Below are 17460 nucleotides of genomic sequence, written 5' to 3' on the forward strand. Positions count from 1 at the left end.
GAATCCAATTGGTAAAGGAGGCAGTTATGACACAAGTTTCATGAAATACAATTTGATATCTTTCTCTTTTTCTCCTATTATTTGGGTTTTTCGAATTTCATTTCTTTTGGGATATTTTTATTCGGTATTGAGATTATCGGTGTGGTCGATAACAATTATTTTAGAACTCTAATAATAGGATAAAATCATGAAAAAACCCAAAGAATTTCCTGAGCAGAGCCAAGATCAACCTGGCTTGGAAAGTCAAATGCGTCCTGAACCGCAAATTATTAGATCTAACTATAAAGGGTCAGGGAAATTGAAGGATAAGGTAGCCATTATCACGGGAGGCGACAGTGGCATTGGTCGGAGCGTTGCTGTTCATTTTGCCCGGGAAGGCGCGGATGTGGCTATTATATATCTTAAGGAGACCAAAGATGCCAAGGAAACAAAGAAGATGGTGGAGAAGGAAGGACGCAAATGTTTATTGATTAAAACCGATTTAAGATTGAGTTCCAATTGTACCAAAAGCGTCAATAAATGTCTGAAGAAATTTGGCAAACTGAATGTTTTGGTCAATAATGCTGCCATGCAATTTCCTCAGGATACTATAGAAAACATCACAAAAAAACAGTTGGAAAAGACTTTTCAGACCAATATTTATGCGTATTTCTATATGGTCAAAGCGGTTTTGCCACAGTTATCGGAAGGGGATGCCATCATCAATACTGGTTCGGTCACCTCGTATCGAGGTAGTGATCATTTATTGGATTATTCGAGTACCAAAGGGGCCATTGTAAGCTTTACCCGATCATTATCAGCACAGTTGGCCAAAAAGAAGATTCGCGTCAACGGGGTTGCACCTGGTCCGATTTGGACGCCTTTAATTCCGGCCACTTTTGACGATATTTCAGATTTTGGCCAGGACACGCCCATGGGACGGGCCGGACAGCCCAGTGAGGTAGCGCCAGCTTACGTTTTCTTGGCTTGTGAGGATAGTAGTTATATTACCGGGCAGTTTATTCATGTCAATGGCGGTGAGATTATTGGTGGATAGAAACACGGCACATAACGTCGGTTGCTTGCCAGGGAATAAATATATAGTGCCAATTGGTCAATTTTAAAAATATCCAAAATCACAGAATTATGATAAAGACTGAACCTAGATTTTAATGCTATGAATTTTGAAGAAATTATCGGCATACTCGCGGGAGTCTTTACCACATTGGGTGTTCTGCCACAGATTATAAAAGCCATCAAAACTAAAAAAGTAAACGATGTGAGCCCGCTGATGTTTGTGGTATTATGTCTCGGGGTTGGATTTTGGACGCTATATGGTATCTTGAAGATGGATTGGCCCATTATCCTGACCAATGGTATCTCATTTATTCTAAATGCCATTATGTTGTATATCATCTTCACTCAAGATAAGGACGGATAGTTGATTCCTTAAAGGTTATCAAAGTCTTACAAAAGTGATAGCATTCACTTCTGATTTAAAAAAATAGTGCACTTGGCAATAGCGTTACATATTTCTCTATTTGAACGCGTCGGTTTCTAATTCATTGATTAATTTTTCGATCTAAATAAGATCTAATATGAAATCAGTTTGGAATGGCACCATTAGCTTCGGACTCGTATCGATTCCCATCAAAATGTATTCGGCTTCAGAAAGCCGCACTTTAGATTTGGACATGTTGGATAAGCATGACCATGCGAGGATCAGATATAAACGGGTCAATGAAGATACAGGCGAAGAAGTAGAGTGGAAGAATATTGTCAAGGGTTTTAAAAAAGATGATACATATATCATACTTGAAAAAGAGGATTTTGAAAATGCGAACGTCAAGAAAAGTAAAACGATTGATATTGAGGAATTTGTGGATGAATCTGAAGTTGCAGACATGCTCTTTAAAAATCCCTACTACCTCGAACCTCAAAAAGAAGGTGGAAAAGCCTACAACCTCTTACGGGATGCCTTGAAGAAAACCGGTAAATTGGGAGTTGCCACTTTTGTGATGCGTCAAAAGGAAAACCTATCGCTTATTGGTGTCTATAAGGATGTAATCGTGTTGCATGTCATCCGGTTTGCGGAAGAAATTAGGGATCCTAAGGAGGTTAAGATACCAAAAACCAAAACCTCAGAAAAGGAAATCAAGATGGCCGAGACTCTGATTGAAAACTATACCGAAACATTTGATTTTACCAAGTACAAGGACATCTATAACAAACAATTGCTGAAAATTATTGAATCCAAGGCTTCTGGTAAAAAAGTGAAAGTTGAAAAAACCAAAACTGAACCGACCGCCGCCAAAGATTTGATGGCCAAATTGAAAGCCAGTTTAGAGCAACGAAAAAAGAAAGCTTCCTGAGATGAGTCTTGAAGAGTATAGAAAAAAACGCCGATTTCAGGATACTCCAGAGCCCAAGGACCTTATGGACACGGATAATCAATTCCGTTTTGTCATCCAGCGGCATCGGGCCAGCCATTTGCATTATGATTTGCGATTGGAAATGCAGGGCGTTTTAAAAAGTTGGGCAGTTCCCAAAGGACCGTCCATGAATCCCAAGGACAAACGCCTGGCGGTCCATACAGAAGATCATCCCGTGGCCTATCTTAATTTTGAAGGTGTCATTCCTAAAGGAAATTACGGTGCTGGCAAGATGAGCATTTGGGACGAAGGCCATTATGAAAATCTTTATCCCAAAAATAAATTAGCTTCGGATTATGGGTCCGGCAAATTGAAAATAGTTTTCCACGGTAAGAAAATCCAAGGCATTTTCACTTTGGTGCGCTCTTCATCCATGAATAAAAAAGACCAATGGCTCTTAATAAAACATAATGATGAATTTGCCACAGATCTTGATTATAACGCCGAAGATTTTGTTTTGGAATCCTTTTCTACTTCTCCAGATGCCAAGCTACAGTCACTTAGTTTGAAATCATTTGTCAAGCCCATGTTGGCGTCACCCGGGACCAAGATTTTCAATGACAAGAACTGGATTTATGAATTGAAGTATGATGGGTATCGCGCTTTGGCAAATATCGATTCAGGTCAAGTCGAATTGTACTCACGGAATGGTATTTCGTTGAATGAAAAATTTGGGTTGATCCATGATGAATTAAAAACCATTGAACATTCAGCCATTTTGGATGGGGAGATTGTGGTTTTGGATGCACAAGGTTTGCCACAATTTAATGCCTTGCAGAATTATAAATCTGATGTGACCAAAGGCAACTTGGTGTACTATGTATTTGATCTCTTGCACCTCAATGGGCACGACACCATAGGATTGCCGTTGTTGGATCGGAAGGAATTATTAAAAAATTTGCTTCCTGATGCACATCATATGCAATACTGCGACCACGTAGAGGGGATGGGAATTACGGTTTATGAACAAGCGCTGGCCATGGGGATGGAAGGAGTTATAGCCAAAAAAAGTAAGTCCACCTACGACCCCAATCTAAGATCTTCCAATTGGCTCAAATTCAAAAAAAATGAAGATACTGAAACGCTTATCTGTGGCTACACCTTGTCCAAAACGAAGTCACGCAAGTTTGCTTCCCTGATTTTGGGAATGGTTGAAGATGGTCAATTGATCTATGTTGGCACCTGTGGCACGGGATTTTCGGATAAGCAAATTGATGCGCTTTACCACAAATTTCAAGTTTTAAAAACCGATACTCCCGTTTTTGATATTAACGAGCATCTCAAAGGACGTGAACCCGTTTGGATGGTTCCCAAGTTGGTGTGCGATGTACGCTTTTCGGAATGGACGCCTTCCAATATCATGCGCCATCCTGTCTTTTTACGTCTTCGAGAAGATAAATCAATTGTTTTTGATGGTCTTGAACATCTTAAATCGAACCCTGAAAAACAAAAGACAGGATCCAATTCTGAATTTACCCTGGAAGTAGATGGGATTAAAGTTCAGATCACCAATCCAGACAAAATATATTGGCCTGAGGCCATGTTGACAAAATATGATCTGTTGGATTATTATATCAAAATGTCCGATCATATCCTCCCGTATTTAAAAGACCGGCCTGAGAGTTTGCATCGCCATCCCAGTGGGATTTTAGGCGAATCGTTCTATCAAAAAGACCATGAGAACCTGCCTTCTTGGATTGAAACTGCAACGATTGCCTCAAAATCCTCCGAAAAGGAAATAAATTATCTTTTGTGTCAGAATCAAGCCAGCTTACTTTATATGAATAACTTGGGATGTATTGAACTGCATCCCTGGCATTCCACAATATATCAATTGGACCGTCCCGATTATGCCATTATCGATTTGGATCCTTCAGAAAAAAATACTTTCGAGCAAGTCATTGAAACTGCCTTGGCTGCCAAATCTGTATTGGATCGAGCCAACATCAAAGGCTATTGCAAAACTTCGGGAGCGTCGGGCATGCACATTTATATCCCGATGGGTGGTTTATATTCGTATGAAGAAGCCAGGGATTTCACAAAGTTGGTATGTATCTATATCAACGAGCAACTGCCTGACTTGACCACCTTGGAGCGCTCACTTAAAAAGCGCGGTCCGAAAATTTATTTGGATTATCTGCAAAACCGGAAGGGGCAGACCATTGCATCAGTTTATAGTGTGAGACCTCAAAAAAATGCTACGGTGTCGATGCCCTTGGATTGGTCAGAGGTAAAATCTGGATTGAACCTAGCCGATTTCACCATAAAAACCGTTCCGACGAGAATTGGCAATAAGAAGGATCCATTTAAAGGGGTTTTAGGTGAAGGTATCCAGATGGAAAAAGCAATGGACCGTCTTATGGATTCATAAACTGTTTTTTTTGGGTCATTTATTAGTTTTTTAGAACTCTTTTTATCAACGGGTTCCATTTATCTTTAAGGTATAATTAATTTAAAAAAACAAAATAAAAATGGCTACTCAAGACAAAAATCAGAAAAAAGAAGCACCTAAGAAGGATGATAAAAAAAACGCACCTAAAAAAGCTCCTTCCTCAGGTAAATCTCCAGCACCAAAGAAAAAATAGACGTATTTTTTCTTAAGTTAAACTCCTGCCAATTTCATGTTGCGCAGGAGTTTCTCATTTGACGCGGTTGCAATTGGAATTAAATAATGCTTCTCAGATTCGGGGCATAAACATATAGAGGTATTGCCTCGAATTTTGTTAGCACTATTTGGTCTGTTTTAAATTTGACTATACCAGGAACTGATGATCTATTGAAATTGGAATAAGGATATATTTAATGGGAATAACGCTAAGCCTATGCTCTAAAAAAATGCAAATTTGCATTCCTGACTAGGATTAATAAACATTAAATGTTTTCATTATGAATGATTTACTTCGTTTTGAAATTCGGGAAGGCGGCACCAAAAACGAGCGCTATTTCAATGGCTCCATCCAGAGATACCACTTTACGGATGCCCTAACGTTTTACAGTTTCGATTTTAAAGCTAAAGATCACTTTAGCATGCATCTAAAATCGAAAAGCCCCGTGATCTCTATCGGCATTAACCTGTCGCCTAAAACAGACTTGGTTTTAAATCGCAATACCATAGACCTTAACATCGCCTCCTTTTCCAGTGTCATGCTGTTAAACCACGATTTAGAAAGACTATCCATCCAATGTACGCCTCAGAGCAGTTATGATTTTTTGATCCTAAAAATTCAACCCGATTATCTAAATCTTGAACAACTATCTTTTTTTAATGATCTTAAAAATGATAATGTGGGTATGAATATGTCACAGTTGATAGGCATGCCCAATTTGGAACTCTGCGAAATGGCCAGAAAACTCAAATACCTTGATAAAACGAGCTGCGATAATAAGTTTATTGCACAAGGTTATTGCCATATTTTGATTGGTCTTAAGATGAAGGAACTTCTAAATACTTCAAATAAATTAGCATTCTTGCAACCTTTTGAAATCCAGCAATTGAAACTTGTTTCTGAAGCCATCATCAAAAACCCAGAAATCGAATACAGTATTAAAGCGCTATGTCAACGTACAGGTCTTTCGGTATCGAAACTTCAATCGGGTTTTAAAGAAATGCATGACTGTACGGTTACCAAATTTATCAGGAATCAAAGGTTGGAGAAAGCTCTGGATTTGTTGAAAAACACCAATATGAATGTCACGGAAATTGTATATTCTGTTGGCCTGACCAGTAGAAGTTACTTCTGTCGCATTTTTAAGAAACGCTTCAAATGTTCTCCAAAGTTTTATCAACAAAAACGAAAGCAGAGTCTTCTAATGGTTTGAGTGTTCTCAGATGCGAGCCTCATTAGTTGAATGATATCAGTCAACTTATTTTAAGACTTTTTTGGTTATTTTTTAAAAAGCCTGGTGCTTGTAGAAAAACATCTATGAAAATAGGCTTCAATCAAGGGTAACAAAGGGTTGATAAGTTTCTTAAAAGTTGAATACCCAACTATTTCGTTCAGTTCTAATTTTTAGTAACTTGTTCTCATGGGAATAAAAACACATAGAAAGGATTTGAAATTCACACCAGATGCAAGCCGAGTGGTGACGCGTTTTTTTAATAATGGTGATATACGAACCAAACAGCTAATTTTAAAAATCTTAGAATTTTCTGAGGATAAAGTTGCTGAAGAATTGCAAAATACCCTACATGAATTCAAGGGACGGCATCGCAATCTGAAGAAAATTTTTAAACGGCACTGCTCCAATTATAAAGATTTGATCAATCAGATCGCCATCGATTATGAGCAATTGACGGAAAATCAAAAAATGCTTATTGGCGCTTACAGTACCCTGGAATATTCCATTGAATCTGCTGCACTTTTCAATCCCTCCATGATTGAAGATCTGGATCAGTCATTTCTCAAAAAAGGAGAAAAACGTGTCATCATCTCTTTTAGGGCTACTGGGGAAGGTCATTTGTCATCCATTGTTTTTAGAAAAGGAATTTTGGATCAAAAAAATAATTTGCATATTTCTAAGGTCAGAAATCACATAGATCTTCCAGAAGTGGGGAATAAGATGTCTTATAATAAAGAACGCTTTGTTGAGAAAATGCAGGAAATTAACATTCCCCAAAATTATATTTCCGAAATCATGGATCCGCTTCCAGATCATTTTGAATATTATGCCCTTAAGGAAGCAGTAAAAAAACTATTGGACGGCAATAACCTTGAATCGGCTAAAAAATTGGCACTTCATGAGATGACCTGGCTGGTGGATTCGTATTACGATTTAAAATTCAATGAACTCAGCGATATTACAGAACGTGTGATTTTTCCAAATTCGCCGGCTGAGAGCCGAGGAATTGAAGACGCAAGATTTGTTCGATTTACCGATGATGAGGGTAGCGATACTATTTATGCCACCTATACGGCCTACAATGGCCATACTATTATTCCTAAATTGTTGAGTACCAGCAATTTTATAGATTTTAGGATCATGCCGCTTCATGGGAATGCCGCACAAAATAAAAACTTTGCCTTGTTTCCCCGAAAAATCAAAGGAAAATATGCTATGCTGGCCCGAATTGATGGCTACAATAATTATGTTGTGTTTTCAGACCGAATCACCTTGTGGAACGACCCGATAAAAATTCAAGAACCCAAATTTGCATGGGACCTTACCCAAATAGGCAATTGTGGTTCTCCAATTTACACCGATGAAGGTTGGCTGATCCTGACCCATGGCGTTGGGCCTATGCGTCGGTATTGTATTGGTGCATCGCTACTGGATTTGGAAGATCCGACCCGCGTCATTGGCAGATTGAAGGAACCTTTGATATCGCCCAGTAAGGAAGAACGCGAAGGGTATGTGCCCAATGTGGTCTATTCCTGCGGCGGAATTATCCATAATGAGGATCTTATTATTCCTTATGCAGTGTCTGATTATTCATCGTCATACGCTACAGTCAATTTAAAATCCTTAATGGATAAACTCAAAACTTCGCTGGATAATGATGCCGAAACACAAGATCATTCTTCAAAAGCCAATCGTGCCAATAAATAGCTGACGGTAGATTCTGCACCTTGGTTCAAATTGACATTTTTAAGCTCCAGTCCGTCAAAACATCCCGTCGTGCACGGATTATAGATGATTTGTTTCAAATGGTTATTGCCCATAAACCAACTGAACGCAAGTTCCATCTTTTTCTCATACCCTTCATTGGAGAACATGTCATGAAAATTCTTCAGGGCCAAAATGGTGTAGGCAACATCGATGGGCTGTTGTCCGCCAAGCGAACATTCCTTAATTGAATCGCCTCTTAAAAACCACGTCTGGTTGGAAATTACCGTAAACTTATCATGATCAAATAAATGTTGGAGCAAAAAGTTGAAGGATTCAAAGGCAATTACCTTATAGTTTTCAATTTTGGTCAATTTATGAGCCTCCAGCATGGCTTCGGGCAAAACACTGTTTCCGTAGGTCAAATACGGTTCGAACCACTTCCAGTTAGGACCTGATTCGTGCAGGTACATCTTGGAGAGTTTCGATGCCGATTTTTTGAGGGTGTCCATATATCTTGAATCGGTTTGTGCCAGCCCAGAGAGCACAATTCCTTTAATGATAAAAGCCATGGCACGAGGGGAATTGTAATGGACCGCATTTGGAATAAAGTCGCCGAAACATTCTTTGGCCCGATTGAACAGGTAAGTATATTTGGCAGGAAAAAGATGTTCTATTTCCAGCAGGTGGCCAAGGGCCCAAATGGCACGGCCATTGGAATCTTCAAGATTAACCTTGTCGTTCTGTGGGGTGAAGTTCTGGTGGTCATCAACATAATTAAAAAATCGGCCATTATTGCGTTGACAATTTAAAATAAAACTAAAATATTTTTTCAGCAATGGCATGAGGCTGATGTTTTGGGTGCGCTTATAATACTCACAAATAACAATGAGAGCTCTTGCATTATCATCCAAAGTATATCCAGAAGTGATATCAGGCTGATTTAATTTTGCAAACTGGATCAACCCCACTTCGGAGGTCATCTTTTGGAGATGGTCAAGTTTAATTTCTGGTTTTTGATAGACCAGTTGAGTGGGATGGGCAAATTTTTGAAACAGATGGCCGTGAGCCAACGCAGAATTTTCCCAAGAGGTGGCCGAGGAAGCGTGCAGTCCGTTAAGCCCCAGGTTCTCCCGATAGTGTTTATCCTTTAAAAGCGTTCGCAAATGTGCGGTTAATTTTTGGCTATCTCCAAAATCAAACATCAAGCCTTTATTTTCAGACAGAAATTCCTTGGCGTGGGGGATGGGTGTTGAAATTATAGGACAACCACAACTCATGGCGTAGGCAAATGTGCCACTCACCGCTTGATTGGGATCTTTGGAGGTGAACAGATAAATATCGGTAAGTTGAAGATAGTCCAATAACTTATCTAAGGGCAGAAATTCATTGACGAAGCTGACATGTGCTTCAATTTTGAGCGCTTTGGTTTTTTGGACCAAAAATTCCCGATAGGATTCGCCTTCGTTTTTGACTAAAGTTGGATGGGATTTCCCCAAGACCAAAAACATAAGGTCTGGAAACACCTTAATTAATTCAGGGAGCGCATCGAGCGTGGTTTCAATGCTTTTACCTGGGCCTAAAAGCCCAAAAGTTGATATCACTGTTTTTTGGTCTAGTCCGTATTTTGATTTTAATTCTTCACGGTTCTTATGTTCAATTAAATGAGTCCCGTGCGTAATGACCTTTATTTTGGAAGGATGGATGCCATAAGCATTCACTAAAAGCGATTGGGATGAATTGGTCATTACCGTCAAACATTGGGCGCAAGATGCAATTTCCCTCACATAGTTTATTAACTTAGAATCTGGATTGGGAATGACGGTATGGAACGCGACAATGATGGTTTTTTTTAGGGATTTCAAAAAGTCAATAAACATATCAGAATAACCGTTGAATAGTCCAAATTCATGTTGGATCATGACAAGTTTAATGCTTTCATCCCTATTGATTTTGGAGTGGAGTCGATTATAACTCTCAGTGGAATCGGTGTCTAAACTATAGTCAAATGAGTCTGACTGCTCGAGCGGATGCTTAGTATCATGAAGTGCACATATTTTGATGGCACATGAATTTCCAAAAGCCTTATTGACACTTTCCATCAAATCTTTTGAATAGGTCGCAATCCCACATTCGCGAGGAGGAAACGTGGTGAGCATTAAAATTGATGCATTTAATTGGGGATTGCCCGAATTTATATTCTTTTCGTTCTGCTTTTTAAAAAAATGAAATCTTTTAGAGCTATTGGAGGTATTGGATTCTTTGAGGCTTGACGCTTTCATGATAATGATCGAGGTTGTGGATTAATAATATAGTATTGAAGTTAGTTTTATCTTCGATCCGTCGCGTGCTTTATCAATCGAAAGATTAACCTAAATAACCGAAACGTGTTGATTAGGGCTTTTGGGTTACATCATTTTGGAATTAAGTTAATGGAAGCAGGTTGTCTTCTCAATAATATCTGATAATGAGTTGGTTAAACGGTCGGTTTCGACCAATAGCAAATAATTTATCATTCAAGAAACTACCAACTCTCTAATATAATACGATAATCGCTATTCCAATTATATAGGTTATAAAAAAGATGTTTTGCGCTAAGGTTTGAGTAGAAATAAGATGAAATTTATGGCTCATAATTAATGTGATGATATGAGCAAAAAGAAGATAACTGACTCTGGTTCAAAAAAAACCGACGATTTGAAAAAATTCGTTGTTAACACCAAGGATACGACAATGACCACCAACCAAGGTCTAAGAATCAATGATACAAACAACTCGCTAAAATCTGGGGAACGTGGTTCGACCTTACTTGAGGATTTTTTATTAAGGGAAAAAATAACCCATTTTGACCACGAAAGAATTCCAGAGCGCATTGTGCACGCCAGAGGAAGTGGGGCACACGGGTATTTTGAATTGTATGAAAGTATAGCGGAATTTAGCAAAGCTGGACTTTTTACCGATACTTCAAGAAAAACACCAGTTTTTGTGAGATTTTCTACCGTCGCTGGTTCTAAGGGGTCATCAGATTTGGCAAGGGATGTTCGCGGATTTGCAGTTAAATTTTATACTGAAGAAGGTACATGGGATTTGGTAGGTAACAATATGCCTATCTTTTTTATTCAGGATGCCATGAAATTTCCTGATCTTGTTCATGCGGTAAAACCAGAACCCAATAAAGAGATTCCTCAGGCTGCTTCTGCACATGATACTTTTTACGATTTTGTTTCGCACGCCACTGAGACTTTACACAATCAGATCTGGGCCATGAGTGATCGTGCCATACCTCGTAGTTTCCGGATGATGGAAGGTTTTGGCATTCATACCTTTCGATTGATCAATGAGAAAGGTGAATCACACTTTGTGAAATTCCATTGGAAACCTAAATTGGGAGTCCATTCGGTGACTTGGGATGAAGCGGTAAAAATAAGTGGTGCAGATTCTGATTTTCATAGAAGGGATTTGTGGGACGCTATTGAAGCGGGGCAATTTCCAGAATGGGAATTTGGAATTCAGGTTGTTGCTCAAAAAGATGAACACAAATTCGATTTTGATCTATTGGATCCTACCAAATTAATTCCCGAAGAAATGGTACCGGTTAGAATTATAGGGAAAATGACGCTCAACAAAAATCCTGAAAATTTCTTTGCTGAAACCGAGCAAGTCGCTTTTTTGCCCGGACATATCATACCAGGGATTGACTTCACAAATGATCCATTGTTGCAAGGACGTTTATTTTCGTATCGAGATACGCAGTTATCGCGACTGGGATCACCAAATTTTCATCAAATCCCTATCAACCGACCAATTATGCCCACTCATAACAATCAACGAGATGGACATATGCAAATGGATATTCCTAAAGGTCAAACTGCATACTTCCCAAATAGTTTAAGCGGTGGCTGTCCGCATCTGTCGAAAATGGCTGAGGGTGCGTTTACTTCATACGAAGAGCGGATCGATGCACGAAAAATTAGAACCAGAAGCGAAAGTTTTTCTGATCATTTTTCTCAACCAGCTCTATTTTATCGAAGTCTCGCAGATTGGGAGCAGAAACATGTAACGGACGCTTATATTTTTGAATTGGGAAAATGTATGCACCAACATATTCAGGAAAGGATGTTATATATGATCGCGCAGATTGATACTGATCTTTCACAAGAAGTAGCCAAAGGTTTGGGACTAAAAGTGCCAAATTCCGTTGATGGACCTGTTAATCAATCTATCGGTGCCGATGCGGATGTTTCGAAACATCAGCCACCAAAGAAGAAAATTTATTTGGACAAATCACCCGCGCTCAGTCAGGCAAATACAAAATTTGACAGTATTGCCACGCGTCAGATAGCCGTATTGGTTGCAGATGGGTTTTCGATGAAAAATTATAAAAAAATGAAACAGACCTTGGAGAAAGCAGGAGCAGTACTAAAATTAGTTGCACCTCATGGTGGAAAAATCAAGTGTGACGATCAAATGGAACATAAAGTGGATGCCGCAATCATGACTACGGAAAGTGTTTTGTATGACGCCATATATATCCCGGGAGGGAAAAAGTCAATTGACGCTTTAAAAAATGAAGCCAAATTTATAAAATTTGTAAACGAAGCATTTAAACATTGTAAAGCAATTGCGGCAGATGATGAAGGTGAACACTTTATAGATGACACATTTGTTTCCAAACATAAGAATGATAATGCTGTATTAATCAATTCAAAACCTTCAGATTTTGTCATTGCCATAGCGCAACATCGCAATTGGAACAGAATGGAGATTGCAAAGAACCTACCGTGTTGATATAAGTCATGAATCCAATACTTAATCGCAAAGGGCAATGAGTTTAGAAGGTTGATTAATTCTAGTATGACAGTGGGATCTTCAAATGAATAATTGAAGACTTGTTAAGTGGGATATATTTGCAACGTAAAAATTTAATGCTAAAAAGTTATGATCGATGGTAATGACTATACGTTTGAATTTTTAAAAATGCTTATCGGAGACTTTGGTCTTATGATGTATTTGGAAATCTTGATTAGAGTTATAATTATCATGAGCTATACCATTTTAATGATTCGCTGGATTGGTAAGCGGGCGATTGGTAATATAGGGAGTGCAGACATTTTATTGATTATTGCTATGGGAAGCTCGGTTGGAGATGCAATGCTTTATCCATCGGTACCCTTAGCCGTTGCGCTTGCAGTAATTACTTTAATTGCGGGATTTCAAAAATTGTATGTGTTTATGGGAATTGAATTTCGGGGTATTAGGAAAGTTACACACCCAAGAGTTTTAAAATTAGTTGAAAAAGGAAAATTATTGGAAGGTAATTTCGAGATCGATGAAATTGATAAAAATGAAGTTTTGATGCTGTTAAGACAGGAAGGAATCAGATATCTTTCTGAAGTTGAACATGCTTATTATGAGCAATCGGGGATCTTGAGCGTTTTTAAATATGACAATCCAATATTTGAACAGTCAATTTTACCAGAAGACCTTGACGATCTTAAAGTTAGTAATTAGATTTACTCATAAACGCTATTCTCAAAATTTTAACGGACTTTCTGTGATTTGGACAAAAACTTATATTTTTTAGGTTAACCTATTTTAATTTTCATAATTAACTTGAGTATTAATTTTAAAACTTCATGTCATGAATAAATTAGCAAAATTATTAGCATTTGCCGGACTTACCGGAGCAGTTGCATATGTGACTTTTGGGTTGAAAGGAAAAACTGCTCCGAGTTCTAATTCAGATAAATCATTGAGTACGTCGAGAAATAACGATTCAAAAATCTCTGGGTCAGCGAATTCTGAAAATCAGAAAATATCATCAACTTCTAAAGGCTCAACGACTGAAAGCAAGGATCATTCGGATTATTCCGATAGTAGAACCCAAAAAATGTATAAAGATTTGGGAATGACCGACGAACAGAGACGACGTTACGAAAGAGATTACCGTACAGTAATGGACAGATGGGAAAAAAACAACCCCAATCATAACGGCGATGAAAAAGAAAAGATTGAAGAACACAACTCGGTATTAAAGGCTGTACTTGATGAAGCGCAGTTTTCAATGTATCGCGATTGGTTTAAGAACAATCCTACTAAATAAAACTACATCGCAACTTACTAACTTATGGCATCGGAATTGAGAACCTCCCTACAGCCTTCAGTATAGTTATGAATGTGCAATTTGATAAATCAGGCGAATTAAAAGTTGTAATCCAAACATCAAAAGCGGGTGGTTTAATTCATTTTCGGACCATAACGGATTTAGTCGTTGGTCTTACATCATGTTCTGCCAAGGATAGCATTGGCTGAATTTTTAAACCCATTCATTATATCATTATTGACGAAACTGGACTTATTAATGCATAAATGTTAGGCGTGGAGATCAATATTAATCTTTAAAAACAGACACTATGAGCAACAAAAAAAATGACAAGGAATTTGATCCAGAAAAGGACAAAGAGTTAAAAAAAGGACCTTTAAAACCAGAACATAGAAACCAATACGGTGGAAATCCTGGTGGGAAGTCGCGTAATCTTTCTGATCGTGCTAAAGCTGAGAAAGAGCGAAAAGAGAAAAAATAACTGAGTACAATGCTTAAATGCCACAGCTTAGCGTACTAGACAATTGTTGATTTTTACATACATTTAAATTAAAATCCCGAATAATTTCGGGATTTTTTCATTATGAAGCTATGATTTTTTAATCGATCGCTTTTTTGTTAAGGCGTTGTTCGGCCATTTTATTCAATTTATCATCTGCGCCATATTCCTCATCCAAAGTTTCCTTTAATGTGGAGGCAATCTTCTTATGTCCCAATTCCTTGGCATATCTTATGGCGGTTCCATAACCTGAAATCTCGTAGTGTTCTACGCGTTGTGCTTCAGCAATTAAACCGGCATTATTGACATCATCATCTTTCTTCTCTTTGATAAAACTTTCAGCTTCCTTAATCAGTCCTTCCATGGCTTTACACGTTTCACCTTCGGGGTCAATCCCCAATTTGTCACAGACCTCTTCCAGACGTTTCTTGTGTTTTTTGGTTTCTTCCAAATGGTCTTCAAAAGCTTTTTTCAATTTGTCATCGGTTGCACTCTTGACCATCTTTGGCAGGGCTTTGATGAGTTGGTTTTCGGCACTGTACAAATCCTTTAATTGGTGCTCAAATAAATCTTCTAATGTTTTCATTTTTTTAAATTTTATAGTTATTAATGATATGTGAATGTGATCTAATAAAAATATAACCTTGATGTTTTAGAATGTATTTCAAAAGCTAATTTGGTTGTCTTAAAAAAATCAATCAACAAATTTTGAATGAATTTTGGACAAAAATGACCGTTGTCGACATCATGAACATTATAAAAAACATCAATTAAGTCATATAGGCGAAACAAAAGCGCTAGCCATGTAAAAGAATTATAAAGAAAAGAAGCCAAAAAAGGAGAAGGACGTTATATCGATTACGACGACTTTTTATTGGTAGTGGCAAATAGATTGCGAAATGACAAAGAAGCCAGGGATATATTAGGCAAACAAATAGAACATTTGTTGATTGATGAATTCCAGGATACAAATCCCCTCCAATGGTTTTTACTGGAAGCTTTTTTAGAGATTGCCCATTTTTATTGTGTGGGTGATGATGCCCAATCGATTTATTCAGTTAGAGGAGCAGATTTCAAGAATGTGCATTTACTTAAAGAGCGAGTGCCCGATTCTGAGATCCTGATCTTGGATAACAATTACCGGTCGACTCAAGAAATTTCGGATATTTCCAATTGGCTCATTGAGGACTCTCCTTTAGATTATAAAAAACATTTAGTAGCATCCAGAGGTGCGGGAAGAGTTCCAAAATTAATAAATGTTTCAAAGTCAATGGGAAGAGGCCAATCTTATTTCCGAACATATTTTGGAGAATTTCACTGAAAACAATAAACAGTTTGCAGATCATCTCATTCTCTCCAAATCGACCTATTATACAAAACCATTGCAGGCTGTATTCATTCAAAAGAAAATATCAAATGTCACCTACGACGGAAGAAAATTTATGGAGGCTGCACATATTAAGGATGTAATTTCGGCGCTTCGGGTCGCCAACAATTACTATGATGAAATAGGACAGCTTAATCCGTAACATTTTTAAACATTCGTAGGGTAATTAGGCTGAATAACCATATTTTCGCATTTTTAAATAAATAAAAACACAAATCTTATGAAAGAACTTATTGAGAACATGCAAAGCACTTATGAATCATTTGAAAGTGATGCTAAATTGCAGTTAGAAAGCGGAAATAAATCAGCGGGAACAAGAGCAAGAAAATCGTCATTGGCCTTGGAGAAATTATTGAAAGAATTTCGTAAGGTTTCTATTGCGGAATCAAAGAAATAATCATTAAGAACACTGTATCAATTCTACTCAAAACGGTTAGAATTTAATGCTTCTTATTAGAATCAAAAACCCCTTCAAATCTGGAGGGGTTTTCTTGTTGTATATATAATAACGTTTTGTTTTTAGAAGTCAATCTTATTCTATTTTGATTCGTATTCGAATGCCATCGTTTTATTTCTGTTTCTTCACCAAATGTGTTTATCTTTTTTTTAGCATTTGGGAGTTGATCCAATATAATTAATAATAAAGAATGATGTTTTCATTCAAATAATTTTTCACTTGATCTCAACTTACCTAAATATTAATAAACGGATACCAATAATGACGTCAATACAGTAAATGGATCTCTAAGGATATCAATGTCCAATAGTCAAATAGGTTACCATGTTATAAAATGTCTTTACCATAAGATTGTAATAATTTAATGAGGTTTTAATGCTATTCATCATTAAGCTCAACTTAATATGTTTTCCTAAGTCAATAAGAGATTTGTTATTTGTTGATTAAAATGAGGTGATTCGGTGAGTAAATCCCATCTTATAATTTACGCACCTAATTCCATACCTATTGTGGATATTAGGAAATTTATTCCTTTATGGAACACTATTAATTCAACAGAACTCCGCCATCTAAACTCTATTTAACTATATAGTACTAATCAGATTCAATATTTTATAAAATTAAAATAAAAAAATCAGAAGGAAACTCCAGTAAAAAAACAATAGCGTTTTAAACGTTTGATAGAGAAAGGCTGATTTTATGCGGCATTTGAATGTTCAATTGGTATACTAGACCGAGAAAAAGATTTAGTTTTGAAAACTCTTAGAAATGGTGAACAAACTTTTGACTAACCCAGAAGCTGCGTTTTTTGTAATTGTAATAAGACATATAATGTATAGGTTTATTTATAATTGACTACTAATAAATTTCAACTTTAGTACCTTGCTTAAATTAGTGAAACTCAATTTTTAAAAGTTGCGCAGCAATGAATTAAAAATTGTCAGTTGAACTAATCCCGCTTTTTAGCGCATGAGCGTCAACCTAATTTTTAAAAAAGAGCACTAATTATATTTTAAAATACTGATTGTCAGAAGAGTATTTATCTTTACATAAATTAAT

General features: G+C 37.3%; 16 protein-coding genes. 14 read left to right on the forward strand and 2 right to left on the reverse strand.

Annotated features, from left to right (window positions below; translation table 11 throughout):
* Positions 1–187 precede the first annotated feature (187 nt).
* From J4051_RS12260 to J4051_RS12285, 6 genes are all read left to right on the forward strand, one after another.
* Positions 188–1036, forward strand: a complete 849-nt coding sequence (locus J4051_RS12260; RefSeq protein ID WP_208234165.1) for an SDR family oxidoreductase — start codon at positions 188–190, stop codon at positions 1034–1036.
* Between the two features lie 120 nt (positions 1037–1156).
* Positions 1157–1420 carry a SemiSWEET family sugar transporter gene (locus J4051_RS12265; protein WP_208234166.1) on the forward strand — a complete coding sequence of 88 codons (264 nt, stop codon included), beginning with the start codon at positions 1157–1159 and terminating at the stop codon, positions 1418–1420.
* Between the two features lie 157 nt (positions 1421–1577).
* On the forward strand, positions 1578–2351 hold the full coding sequence (gene ku, locus J4051_RS12270) for a non-homologous end joining protein Ku (protein ID WP_208234167.1): 774 nt from the start codon (positions 1578–1580) through the stop codon (positions 2349–2351).
* Between the two features lies 1 nt (position 2352).
* Complete coding sequence (gene ligD / locus J4051_RS12275; RefSeq protein ID WP_208234168.1) at positions 2353–4782, forward strand: DNA ligase D; 2430 nt, start codon at positions 2353–2355, stop codon at positions 4780–4782.
* A gap of 515 nt (positions 4783–5297) precedes the next feature.
* Positions 5298–6230, forward strand: coding sequence for a helix-turn-helix domain-containing protein (locus J4051_RS12280; protein ID WP_208234169.1), 933 nt, complete (start codon positions 5298–5300; stop codon positions 6228–6230).
* 207 nt (positions 6231–6437) lie between these two features.
* Positions 6438–7958: a glycoside hydrolase family 130 protein gene (locus J4051_RS12285; protein WP_208234170.1), complete on the forward strand. Its 1521-nt coding sequence runs from the start codon at positions 6438–6440 to the stop codon at positions 7956–7958.
* Here J4051_RS12285 and J4051_RS12290 read toward each other — a convergent pair.
* Complete coding sequence (locus J4051_RS12290; protein ID WP_208234171.1) at positions 7925–10237, reverse strand: glycosyltransferase; 2313 nt, start codon at positions 10235–10237, stop codon at positions 7925–7927. The genes J4051_RS12285 and J4051_RS12290 overlap by 34 nt on opposite strands.
* Before the next feature lie 367 nt (positions 10238–10604).
* On the opposite strand from J4051_RS12290, the gene J4051_RS12295 reads away from it, so the two are divergent.
* The 5 genes from J4051_RS12295 to J4051_RS12315 all read left to right on the forward strand — a co-directional run bounded on the left by J4051_RS12295 (position 10605) and on the right by J4051_RS12315 (position 14539).
* On the forward strand, positions 10605–12743 hold the full coding sequence (locus J4051_RS12295) for a catalase (RefSeq protein WP_208234172.1): 2139 nt from the start codon (positions 10605–10607) through the stop codon (positions 12741–12743).
* A 150-nt stretch (positions 12744–12893) separates the two neighbouring features.
* Positions 12894–13466: a DUF421 domain-containing protein gene (locus tag J4051_RS12300; protein ID WP_208234173.1), complete on the forward strand. Its 573-nt coding sequence runs from the start codon at positions 12894–12896 to the stop codon at positions 13464–13466.
* A 130-nt stretch (positions 13467–13596) separates the two neighbouring features.
* Positions 13597–14058, forward strand: coding sequence for a hypothetical protein (locus J4051_RS12305; RefSeq protein WP_208234174.1), 462 nt, complete (start codon positions 13597–13599; stop codon positions 14056–14058).
* Positions 14055–14267 carry a DUF1989 domain-containing protein gene (locus J4051_RS19260; protein WP_208234183.1) on the forward strand — a complete coding sequence of 71 codons (213 nt, stop codon included), beginning with the start codon at positions 14055–14057 and terminating at the stop codon, positions 14265–14267. Before J4051_RS12305 ends, J4051_RS19260 begins: the two co-directional genes overlap by 4 nt.
* 101 nt (positions 14268–14368) lie before the next feature.
* Complete coding sequence (locus J4051_RS12315) at positions 14369–14539, forward strand: hypothetical protein (RefSeq protein WP_208234175.1); 171 nt, start codon at positions 14369–14371, stop codon at positions 14537–14539.
* Between the two features lie 118 nt (positions 14540–14657).
* Here J4051_RS12315 and J4051_RS12320 read toward each other — a convergent pair whose 3' ends face one another.
* Positions 14658–15143 (reverse strand): YciE/YciF ferroxidase family protein, encoded by a 486-nt coding sequence (locus J4051_RS12320; RefSeq protein WP_208234176.1) that lies wholly within the window; start codon positions 15141–15143, stop codon positions 14658–14660.
* Between the two features lie 294 nt (positions 15144–15437).
* Between J4051_RS12320 and J4051_RS19055 the strand changes: the two genes are divergently transcribed.
* From J4051_RS19055 to J4051_RS12330, 3 genes are all read left to right on the forward strand, one after another.
* A complete protein-coding gene (locus tag J4051_RS19055) occupies positions 15438–15878 on the forward strand; it encodes a UvrD-helicase domain-containing protein (RefSeq protein WP_317192717.1) in 441 nt (146 codons plus the stop codon).
* Positions 15814–16086, forward strand: a complete 273-nt coding sequence (locus J4051_RS19060) for a 3'-5' exonuclease (protein WP_236027412.1) — start codon at positions 15814–15816, stop codon at positions 16084–16086. Before J4051_RS19055 ends, J4051_RS19060 begins: the two co-directional genes overlap by 65 nt.
* Positions 16087–16164: 78 nt before the next feature.
* Positions 16165–16341: a histone H1 gene (locus J4051_RS12330; RefSeq protein ID WP_208234177.1), complete on the forward strand. Its 177-nt coding sequence runs from the start codon at positions 16165–16167 to the stop codon at positions 16339–16341.
* The last annotated feature ends 1119 nt before the right edge of the window (positions 16342–17460 follow it).

The sequence above is a fragment of the Gelidibacter pelagius genome (genome assembly GCF_017581925.1).
GTDB classification, from domain to species: Bacteria; Bacteroidota; Bacteroidia; order Flavobacteriales; family Flavobacteriaceae; genus Gelidibacter; species Gelidibacter pelagius.